This window comes from Prosthecobacter algae, assembly GCF_039542385.1.
Classification (GTDB): Bacteria; Verrucomicrobiota; Verrucomicrobiia; order Verrucomicrobiales; family Verrucomicrobiaceae; genus Prosthecobacter; species Prosthecobacter algae.
The window spans coordinates 1-11,474 of record NZ_BAABIA010000019.1; the positions used below are offsets into that span (position 1 = coordinate 1).

2 protein-coding genes are annotated in these 11,474 nt (G+C 60.2%); both read right to left on the reverse strand.

The features are described 5' to 3' along the window. A partial coding sequence (locus tag ABEB25_RS24270) for an IPT/TIG domain-containing protein (protein WP_345739054.1) occupies positions 1-7,411 on the reverse strand: 7,411 nt, incomplete at its 3' end. 421 nt (positions 7,412-7,832) lie between these two features. Further along, positions 7,833-11,474: DUF7453 family protein (locus ABEB25_RS24275; RefSeq protein ID WP_345739055.1), on the reverse strand; the 3,642-nt coding region annotated here is incomplete at its 5' end.

Consider the following 11,474-nt stretch of genomic DNA (forward strand, 5'->3'; position numbering starts at 1 on the left):
TGTCATCGAGGAAGGGCGAATTGAAGAACAGAATGTTACCCACCACATCTTCGGTGAAGCTCATCGTCGGAGGAACGAAATTGTTCTCGATGTAGATCTGCATTCTCCAGGCATTGGTGCCCGTGTTACTAAAGGTCCAGTCCGGATGGATCCCGGTCGTCGCGTTGCCAAATCCGACATCAGGGATCACACCCGCTGCGTGGTTGTTCCAGGCAAACACCGTCTCCGGCACGGTGGCCGAAAGGTTGTGCAACTGGAAGCTGCCGTATCCGATGACCGGCGATTGAGGCGTATCGTCATAGTCATAGACGGTGCTAGATCCTCCGATGATTCCCGTAGTGGCGTAATCATTGGTCCAGAGTTCCAGCCTGCCCTGTTCCGTGTTACTATTGGTCACCCCAGGATGGTTTGAACGGATGGAGACATTTGTCACACTGCGCTGCGTCGTGACGATGTTCCCCGCGTCTGGCACTTTCAGGCCCGCGACGGTGAGACCTCCCCAGGCATCGAAGGAGGCATCGGCATAGTAGGCTACCCCACCTGTGGTGTTATCCATGCGGTAACGCACACGGTTAAAGGGTTGAGCGGCCAGAGCCGCCGCATTGTTCGTCGTATAGACAATCAGCCCTGCCCCATCGCGGGTCGGGTTCACCGTTTCATAGGCGAGGAAGGAAGAAGAGGCACGAACGGCCGGACTTTCATTCACATCGGTGACGATGACAGTCAAAGCCTGGACATCATTCAAGGCAGGCATGCCACTGTCTGTCACAGTCACCGTGACGTCGTAGATATTGTTCAGGCCACTATCCGCAGGAGCCTCAAAGTTAGGCGCGGTGATGAAGCGGAGCACGCCCGTGGCGGAGTCCAGATTGAACAGGGCCGCATCCGCACCGCTCTTGGTGTAGGTCAGCGTCTGCGCAGGCAGGTCCGCATCCGTCGCCGTCACCGTCGTCACCGCCGTGCTGTTTTCAGCCACGTTGATGGAGGCTGTGGCATCACCACCGTTGCTAGTGATCACTGGGGCAAAGTTCGGCACCACATAGGTGAACAGCGTGTTCGCCGCATTGGTGCCACTTGGTGTCGTCACCAACACACTTGCCGCGCCTGCCGTGCCTGCCGGAGTCACCGCCGTGATCTGCGTGGCACTGTCCACCGTGAAGCTCGTCGCAGCCGTGCCACCAAAAGTGACCGCCGTGGCGTTGGTGAATTCCGTGCCGGTGATTGTCACACTCGTACCGCCGAGGGTGGTGCCTGAAGACGGAGCCACATTCGCCACCGTCGGCGCAGGCGGTAAGACTTGAATGGTGAAAGTCTGCGCAGCGCTGCTATCCACACCGCCTGCTGCCGTGCCGCCGTTGTCCACGGCAGTCACCGTCACAATGGCTGAACCCACCGTATTGCCTGGAGTAAAGGTCAGCGTGCCATCGTTCGCGATGGCTGGCTGGGTGGTGAAGAGTGCATTGTTATTGTTCGTCACCGTGAAGCTCACCGTCTGTCCATTGTCTGAGGCTGGCCCCGGGCTGATATTGAAGGCAAAGTTAGGCGTCGTGGATGTGCCTGAGCCGGCCAACGCCTTCACCACAGGAGGCAGCGGTGCGGGGACTGAGGTAAAGATCTGACCATTGAACACGGCTGCCGCTAGCTTGCTTCCATCTGCCGATGAGGCGACCGCTATCCAGCGCCGGCTGGTATCCTGGGCTGTCCAGGTCACCCCGCTATCGCCCGAGATGTAAACGAAATTAAAGTTCACGGTTGCCACCAGCTTGCTCCCATCCGCTGAGGAGGCGATGGAGTTCCAATTTCGGCTGCTATCCCGCGCTGTCCAGGTCACGCCACTGTCCGTGGAAGTGTAGATCTGGCCGCCTAACACGGCTGCGGCCAGCTTGCTGCCATCCGTGGAGGAGGCGATGGAATTCCAATTTCGGCTGCTGTCCCGCGCCGTCCAGGTCACCCCACTGTCAGTCGAGGTATAGACCTGACCTCCATACACGCCGGCCACCAGCTTGCTGCCGTCTGCCGAGGAAGCGATGGTTTGCCAATTGAAAGTGCCACTGGCCTGGGCCGTCCAGGTCACGCCGCTGTCGATCGAGGTGTAAATAGAACCGGCGTAAGCCGTCGCCGCTAGTTTACTACCATCTGCGGAGGAGGCGATAGAACTCCAATTGCGACTGCTGTCCCGCGCCGTCCAGGTCACGCCGCTGTCGGTCGAGGTGTAGATCTGTCCACCGCTCACGACAGCGGCCAGCTTGCTGCCGTCTGCGGAGGAAGTGATGGAAGTCCAGTTACGGCTGCTGTCCCGTGCCGTCCAGGTCACGCCACTGTCGGCTGAGGTAAAGATAAGACCCCCAAAGATCACAGCGGCCAGCTTGCTACCGTCCGCAGAAGACGTAATCGCACTCCAACTTGAAAAGCCGCTTGTTCTCTGCGTCCAGACCACCCCAGCCGGCCCGAGATCGCCGAGAGGCAGGTTGAAGCTCGGAGCCGAGTTAGGCACAAAATAAGTGAAGAGCGTGTTAGCCGCATTCGTACCGCCTGCGGTGGTAACTAGAACACTGGCTGGGCCCGCGGTGCCAGCCGGAGTGGTGGCGGAGATGGTCGTGGCATTAAGGACCCTGACTCTCGACGCTGGCGCACCGCCAAAGGTCACACCCGTGGCTCCTGTGAAGTTCGTTCCAGTGATTGTCACGCTGGTTCCTCCCACGGTGCTGCCCGTTGCAGGGTTGACGTTGGTGACGGTGGGCGGAGCAATGTAGGTAAACAGCGTGTTCGCCGCGTTTGTACCACCTGCGGTCGTGACCAAGACGCTCACTGCACCGGCGCTGCCTGCCGGAGTCACCGCCGTGATCTGCGTGGCGCTGTCCACCGTGAAGCTTGTCGCAGCCGTGCCGCCAAACGTCACCGCCGTGGCTCCCGTGAAGTCCATGCCGGTGATCGTCACGCTCCTGCCGCCTGCCGTGCTGCCTGTCGCAGGGGAGACGTTGGTTACGGTCGGGGCAATCGCTGCCTGGCCGAGATTAAAGATGTAGGCCGCTCCCGCTTCAGTAGCGTTGTCATTGCTACCATCACCACCGACGGTGGTCGCATCACTATCCTCAAAGCTAGCACCGATGATGGCGGTGTGACCAGACACGGCCACGGAGAGGCCGAAGCGGTCGGTCGTCCCAGTGTTGCTGGCTTTCAGATAGTCCTTTTGTGTCCAGACGCCCGCGCTCCGGGTAAACACATAGGCCGCACCCGATGCAGAAGTGCTATTGTCCGCCTGATTCCCGTTGACTCCAGTCGCGTTGCTATCCTCTGCGAAGGCTCCGATAACAGCGGTGTTGCCAGATAGGGCCACAGACAACCCAAAGTTATCATAGGCCTGAGAGTTACTGGCTTTCAGGTAGGCCTCCTGGCTCCAGGTGGAGCCGCTGCGAGTAAACACATAAGCCGCACCGGAGGAAAGAGCACTGGTATCTGCTTGATTCCCGTTGACTCCAGTCGCGTTGCTGGCTTCCCCGTAGGCCCCGATGACGGCAGTGTCACCGGACACGGCCACGGAGCGACCGAAGCGGCCATCTACCTGGGAGTTGCTGGCTTTCAAATAGGCCTGCTGGGTCCAGGTCGTGCCGCTACGGGTAAAGACATAGGCCGCGCCGGAGGCAGTGGCGCTGTTGTTGAATTGATTCCCCCCGACGCCGGTCGCGTTGCTGCTCTCCCCGTAGGCCCCGATGATGGCGGTATCGCCGGATAGGGCCACGGAGTAACCGAAGTTGTCATACTCTCTTGTGTTGCTGGCTTTCAAATAAGCCTGCTGGGTCCAGGTAGAGCCGCTGCGGGTAAAGACATAGGCCGCGCCCGCGTAAAAGGCGCTGTTGTCCGCTTGATTCCCGTTGACGCCGGTCGCGCTGCTGGCCTCCGCGTAGGCCCCAATGACGACAGTGTCACCGGACACGGCCACCGAACATCCAAAGTTGTCATACGCCTCGGAGTTGCTGGCTTTGAGATAGGCCTGTTGGGTCCAGACGCCCGCCGTGCGGGTGAAGATGTAGGCTGCGCCCGAGTAAGAGGCACTGTTGTCGGCACCATTTCCATTGACACCGGTCGCATTGCTGCCCTCCGAGTACGCCCCGACGACGGCTGTGTCACCAGAGACGGCTACCACTTGACCAAAAAAGTCCCCCGCCTCAGCGTTACCGGCTTTGAGATAGGCCTCCAGGGCGGCTATCGGGGTCGGTGCGGTGTAGGTAAACAGCGTGTTCGCCGCATTCGTACCACCTGCGGTGGTAACTAGGACACTGGCTGTGCCTACGGTGCCTGCCGGTGTCACCGCCGTGATCTGCGTGGCGCTGTCCACCGTGAAGCTCGTCGCATTCGTGCCGCCGAAGGTCACCGCCGAGGCTCCTGTGAAACCGGTACCAGTAATCACCACACTCGTGCCGCCAAGTGTGCTGCCCGTCGCAGGGGAGACGTTGGTGACCGTGGGCGGAGCAATGTAAGTAAACAGAGTGTTCGCCGCATTCGTTCCGCCTGCGCTCGTTACCAAGACGCTGGCTGTACCTGCACTGCCTGCCGGTGTCACCGCCGTGATCTGGGTGGCGCTGTCCACCGTGAAGCTCGTCGCAGCCGTGCCGCCGAAAGTCACTGCGGAGGTGCCTGTGAAGCCTGTGCCGGTGATCGTCACGCTTGTGCCGCCAAGCGTGCTGCCTGTCGCAGGGGAGACGTTGGTGACCGTGGGCGGAGCAATGTAGGTAAACAGAGTGTTCGCCGCATTCGTTCCGCCTGCGGTCGTGACCAAGACGCTGGCTGTACCTGCACTGCCTGCCGGAGTCACCGCCGTGATCTGCGTGGCACTGTCCACGGTGAAGCTCGTCGCTGCCGCACCGCCGAAAGTCACTGCGGAGGTGCCTGTGAAGCCTGTGCCCGTGATCACCACACTTGTTCCGCCAAGCGTGCTACCCGTCGCAGGGATGACGTTGGTGACCGTGGGCGGAGCAATGTAAGTGAACAGCGTGTTCGCTGCATTTGTACCACCTGTGGTCGTAACTAGGACACTGGCTGTGCCTGCGGTGCCAGCCGGGGTCACTGCCGTGATCTGCGTGGCGCTGTCCACCGTGAAGCTCGTCGCAGCCGTGCCGCCAATGGTCACGTCGGTGGCTCCTGTAAAGTCCGTGCCCGTGATCACCACGCTCGTGCCGCCTGCGGTCGGGCCGCTATTGGGGGCGACGTTGGTCAGGGTCGGCGCAGCCACCGCCGCGCCGAGGCCCGAGAAAATGTAGGCCGCGCCGGAGCCTGAAGCGCTGTTGTCCAGGCCATTGCCATTGATGGTGATGGCGTTACTGTCCTCCAAATAGGCCCCGACGATAACGGTGCCCCCGGACGTATCCACAGAGATACCGAAGTTGTCCGTCGTATCTGGGTTGTTAGCTTTCAAATAAGTTTGCTGGCTCCACAGCCCACCGCTGCGAGTGAATACGTAGGCTGCACCGGAGCTTGGGGTGCTGTTGTTGCTGCCATCGCCATTGACCGTGTTGGCGTTGCTGTCCTCAAAGCTGGCGCCGATGACGGCGGTATCCCCCTCCAGGGCCACGCCGCGCCCAAAACTGTCATTCGCTTCGGCATTGCTGGCTTTCAGGTAGGCCTGCTGGCTCCACGTCGTGCCGCTGCGGGTGAAGACGTAAGCTGCACCAGCGCTTGAGGCGCTGTTGTTGGAGCCGAGGCCATTGACTGTGGTCGCGTTGCTGTCTTCCCCGGTGGCACCTACCACGGCGGTATCACCGTCCACAGCTAAATAGTTGCCGAAGTTGTCCAAGGTTTCGGCATTATTGGCTTTCAGGTAGGCCTGCTGGGTCCAAGCCGAGCCGCTGCGGGTAAAGACGTACGCCGCACCCGCGTTTGAGGCAGTGTTGTTGGCACCCGAGCCATTGACCGTCGTGGCGTTGCTGTCTTCAAAGGGAGCACCGATGACGGCGGTATCACCGGACACAGCCACGTCGGAACCGAAGCGGTCATCTGGCCCGTGATTGTTGGCTTTTAGATAGGCCTGCTGGGTCCATGTCGTGCCGCTGCGGGTAAAGACATAAGCCGCGCCGGCTTCGGTGGCGGTGTTGTTGGAGCTATCGCCATTGACCGTGGTGGCGTTACTGTCCTCACGGTTGGCGCCGATAACGGCAGTGTCTCCAGACAACGCCACAGAAACACCGAAGAGGTCGCCCGCCCCAGTATTGTTGGCTTTCAGATAGGCCTGCTGAGTCCAGGTGGTGCCGCTGCGCGTGAAGACATAGACCGCACCCGAATCGATAGCACCGTTATTGGATGCATCGCCATTGACGCCGATGGCACCGCCATCCTCCGTCCAGGCCCCGATGACGATGGTGTCACCGTCCACGTCCACGGACCAGCCGAATTGATCGTTTGCATCGGTGTTACTGGCTTTCAGATAGGCCTGCTGGGTCCACACACCCGCGCTGCGGACAAAGACGTAGGCGGCACCGGAATCGTTAGAATCGTTGCTTGCGGCATTGCCATTGACGCCCGTGGCGTTGCTATCCTCCAAGTAGGCGCCGACGACGGCAGTGTCACCAGACACCGCCACGGACAAGCCGAAGCTGTCACCTGCCCCAGAGTTGCCAGCTTTCAGATAGGCCTGCTGGGCGACGGGGTCAATGGTGATGGGGTAACGGGCGGTGGACTCATCCACCAGCAGGCGGAAACCGTGAATTCCCGCTGGCTCAAAGTGCGCAGGCAGGGTTTTACCATCCGCATCCCAGACCTTTAGGCCGCTGTAGTTCAGCACCGTGGTTCCGGTGGCATTTAGAAACTGAACGCTGTCAGAAGCCACTTTTGGCGTCAGGCCGCCTCGTGTCGAAAGGGTGAAGCTGAGAAGGGCGGGCTGTGAGCCGGGAGCTGAATCTGCGGCGGGACGACCAACAATGGTAAAGCCATGCTCCAGCCCGCGCTGATCATTGACGAACCACTCCTGCACATCCTCATCCCACTGGTAGCTCAGGCGCTGCCCCTCGGCCCTCACCCCAGGCTTCCCCTGCACTGCACGCTGCTGTTGGCCAAAGCCGTAGCTCTGCAGCTCCAGCCCCCAGGTCCAGCCTCCCCCCTGTGGGATGGCCATGAAACCGCGCTGGTCAAAGGTGGTGTGCCACTGCTGCCCCGGATTCCGCGCCTGCCAGTGGCCATCCTTCCCCTGGACGGGCTGAAAAGCATGCTGCCCTGCCTCATGAGCCGCGCGAATGCTCTGCCAGTCGGACTTCGCCAGCCCCTGAGGCACCTGATCCGGAGAGGTGATTTGCTGGGACTGACCCTTGGTGCCGGATGCGCGCGAAGCCTTTGAAACAGCCGTAGGTTCGGCTTGGAGCTGGGGAAAACTGAGGCTCAGTGCGGCAAACAATGCGAGTGGGGCGGACCATCGGTAGATCATAGGAAAAGCAGCAAAAAACACAGGATAGGCGGAGAAAAGTGACCCAGGTGACCCGAAACTCTCCCATCCTGCCTGCGATCGAAAACGTGATGTAAGGCAAAAGGAAGGTCGTGGACCACAAGTCTTACTCCCAACCTGACTAGTCAGATCTTTAGCCGCCACTTGGATTTTCAGAAAAACCCATTCGACAATCTCACTTTCAAGAGGCTGTTTTTCTTCAGATTCTAGGCTTTAAAAATAAATCAATAAAATCCACATTTCATCAACCTAGGAAACAGTCCGATTACCTAACATCAGTCACAGAATCAACCTAAATAAAGGTTCGAATGACTGGGCGTTTTAATAGACTCACCAGAGACTTAATTTTAGTCAAGCGCGAGGTTTTGGGAACCCTCGCGCTCACAGGTTAAGTAGGATGAAATTAAGGCAGGATCACTTGGCTGGTGCTGCCATCGGCAAACGTCACGTACACCACCATCCGGCCTGCGCTGTCCATCACCGGCTGTTCCCAGCGGCGGTCCGTCTGGTTGGATCCCGGCACGTCGATCTTCGTCACCACCTTGGGTCCTTCCGTCGTCGGGATGCTTTCACCCTTTCGGATCGCCAGCGTCAGCGCTCCTCCATTCGGGCCGCTCTTCCACAGTCCTTGGTTATTCCCTGTCACCGTGTCACCTCCCGTGAGGTTCCCCAGGATTGCATACTGGTTGTTGCCTCCCACCATCGGTAGGTCAAATCCACTGAAGCTCGCTCCGGCGGTTCCCGGGGCCGCATCGCCCACTTTCACAGCCAGTTGCATCGCTCCTGACAAGTTCGCAAAGATCGCATTCACGTCTCCATCCGCTGTCGAGCTGATGCCATCGCCATCCACGTCCAGCCAGGCTCTCCAGGCTCCCAGGTTGCTGTTGGTCAGCCAGCCGCCCCAGGGATTCCCCACCAAGCTGCCCACTGGCAGGTTCGACACTTTCGCCACGCCATCTCCACGGCGCAGCACGCAGGTGAAGCTGGCCGGATTCGATGCACTGCCATTCCAAATGCCGTCGTTACGGGCATTGGCGGCATTGTCACCATCCCGGTTCAGCGTAGCGCGGAAGCTGATGAACCCATTGCTGCCCATGGACGGGCGCTGCAGGCGGGCAAAGGTCGCACCGCCCGTGCCGGGGGCCGTTTCACCTGCAAAGAACACCTTGCTTGGCGTGCCGCCCGTGACGGGCTGATACCAGATGCCTTCCTTATTGCCGGGAGTGGTCAATGCGGCATAAACAAAGTTCCCCTGCGCATCCATGCGCCCTGGGTCGCTGTAGCTGCCCGCCACATTCGCGTAGTTCGCAGCAGGTGAGGCACCAGGAGCGACCTCGCCTTCCTGCGCCACCACACTCACCGTGGTGGTAGCACCGCTGACGCTGGTGCGCAGCAGGGCCGTTTTGGTGCTGGCTCCTTTGTAAGTCACGGAGAAGACCGCTTCGCCCGTGCTGGCTCCGGTTCTGGCCGTGGCATACAAGCCAGAGGCAAATGAGCCCACTTTCACACCAGGCAAGGAAGGCACGTTGTCATCCTCACGCAGCAGCAAGCGCAGGCCACCCCCGCCGATTTCACTCCACAGACCCGTATCATTCGCCGAGGTGACCCCACCGCTGCCAATGACCAAGGTGGAGAGCATCGAGGCTTCACCCGTTTCGCTCAGCCCCGGTGCCTCTGGCACCGTGGCAAACTGGGTACCAGGCAGATCTGGAACCACCGTCCCCGTGCGGGCCACCAGGAAAAGATTGCCACCAGCGGTTTTCCAAATGCCCGAGGCATCCGCTGCCGTCACCGCCGGAGAGCCGCTGCCCACCTGAAGGAAACCAGGGAAAACCAGGTGCCCATTTTCCGCCAGGAAGCCGCCCCGGCGCAGCACGCTGAATTCCCCAATGTTGGTCGTGCCATTGGCCCCAGGAGCATCCCCGGCAGTGACCACATCTCCCAAGGTGGAAGGAATCGGCTCCGGCATCTGCCCTTCGCCCGTAATGGCAAAATTGTAGGGCGTTTCATCCGCATCGTCGTTAGCGATGTTGATCATGGCGTTCTTGATGCCACCGCTGCTTGGATTGAAAGTCACCACAAACGTCGAGCTGCCGCTGGTGGCCGCAATCGGCGTGGTCGGCTGCGTCGTCACGATGAAATCCGTCGAACCTGAAACAGTAACGTAATTCGGGGCTGAACCTGTGAGATTCAGCGCAGAACTTCCCGTATTCGCGATGGTGAAGGTGCGGGAGATCGAGCCGCTGGAAACCGAGACGCTGCCAAAGTCGGTGTGATCTGCCAGAGCAGGTGTGCTGTCTCCATCCACAATCAGATTTCCGTTGCCAGTAACGGCAATTTCAGAGCCCAAGATTGTCACCGATGCTGTCGCGGCGATGCTCACGCCGCTATCCTTATCCGTCGCTGTCGCGGTCACCACATACTCGCCCGACTGAGTGTAAGTATGAGAACGCACATAAGGAGATGCCGTTCCGGCTGGCGCGCTCTGCACACCGGATCCATCGCCAAAATTGATGGACCAGGCAAACCCGGCCGCTTGATCGGCGGTGGCAGCATCCGTAGCCACGAACTGGAAATTCAGAGCCACATTTGTCAGCAACGTGGTGGGGGGATTGATCTGCACCGTGGGGACCGCATTTGTCGGAACAAAGGTAAAGGCTGCCTTCGCCACAGCACTGCCAGAGTCCGTCGCCGTGATGGTCACGGTGGAGGACGAAGGCCCATCAAAGCCCACGGCAGGAGACCAGCTCCAAGTGCCTGCTGTGTTGTTTTGAGTCACTGTCCCTGAAGAGGCCGTGAGCGTGACCGTGGCCCTGCCATCTGCATCTGCAAAAGTGCCCGTCTGCGTCAGCGTTGCACCTTCGGCGCCAGCCACACGAGGGGCAAAAACTTCCGCAGTGTTTTGCACGACTGAGTTCCCCTCCCCACCTGTCACCAAGACCCGCCCATCTGCCAAGGCCGTGGAAGTATGATACTGCCTTGCTGTGCCCAGGCTGCTGGTGGTCGTCCATGTCCCGAGGGCTGGATTGTAAATCTCGGCGCTGGCCAGGAAGACAGAAGGACTCAACTGCCTACCACTGCTGATCAAAACCTGCCCATCGGCAAGGGGCGTCAGCTCGGTAGCACCGCGTGCCGCAGCCATCGTCCCCGTGACCGACCACGTTCCCGAGGCCGGATCATAAAGCTCCGCACTTGCCCGTGTCGCACTGCCACTGAAGCCACCCGCCACCAGCACCTTGCCATTCGGGAGAAGGGCTGCCGCATGCACATAGCGTGCTGAGGAGAGCCCACCGGTCGCCGTCCACGTGCCCGTGGTTGGGTTGTAGATTTCAGCCGACGCTGTGGCGGCATTGCCAGCTCCCTGGTCACCGCCGGCGATGAGTACACGGCCATCCGTCAGCAGGGTGGCAGTGGGTGCCCATCGCACATTCAGGAGAGACCCCGTCGTGGTCCAGAGGCCCGTTGCCGGGTCATAGATTTCCGCAGGGGAAACCATGACGCTCGAATTACGGCCTCCCGCCATCAGAACCTTGCCATTGGGCAGCAAGGTCATCACGTGATCCACTCGCGGCGTATTGAGGTTCCCCGTCGCTGCCCAGGTGCCCGTGGCCGGATTGTACAGCGCACTGGTCTGAAGGACGCCGGAGGCATCGTAACCACCGGAGACAAGCACTCGACCATCCAAAAGTCTGACGGCTTTGTGGTGTTGGCGAATGCCAGGCATGCTTCCCGTCGCAGTCCAAGTGCCCAAGGAAGGATCATAAACCTCTGCGGTAGACAAAGTGGCGCCGTTGGTCCCACCTGCCACGAGCACCCGGCCATCGCTCAGACGTGTCGCGGTGTGATAGATGCGTGCGACAGACATTGCCGAGGCAGGTGTCCAGCTCGTGTCCGTCAGCGTCGCTGCCACTGCCGGCGCATCATTCACCGGTGCCAAATGGATCGTGCTGGTGGTGGAGGTGCTCAGGCTGCCGTCTGATACACTCACCGTGAGCGTGCGCGAAACCGTGTTGTTCAAGGCCCCCAGGTAAGTCACCTTACCAGG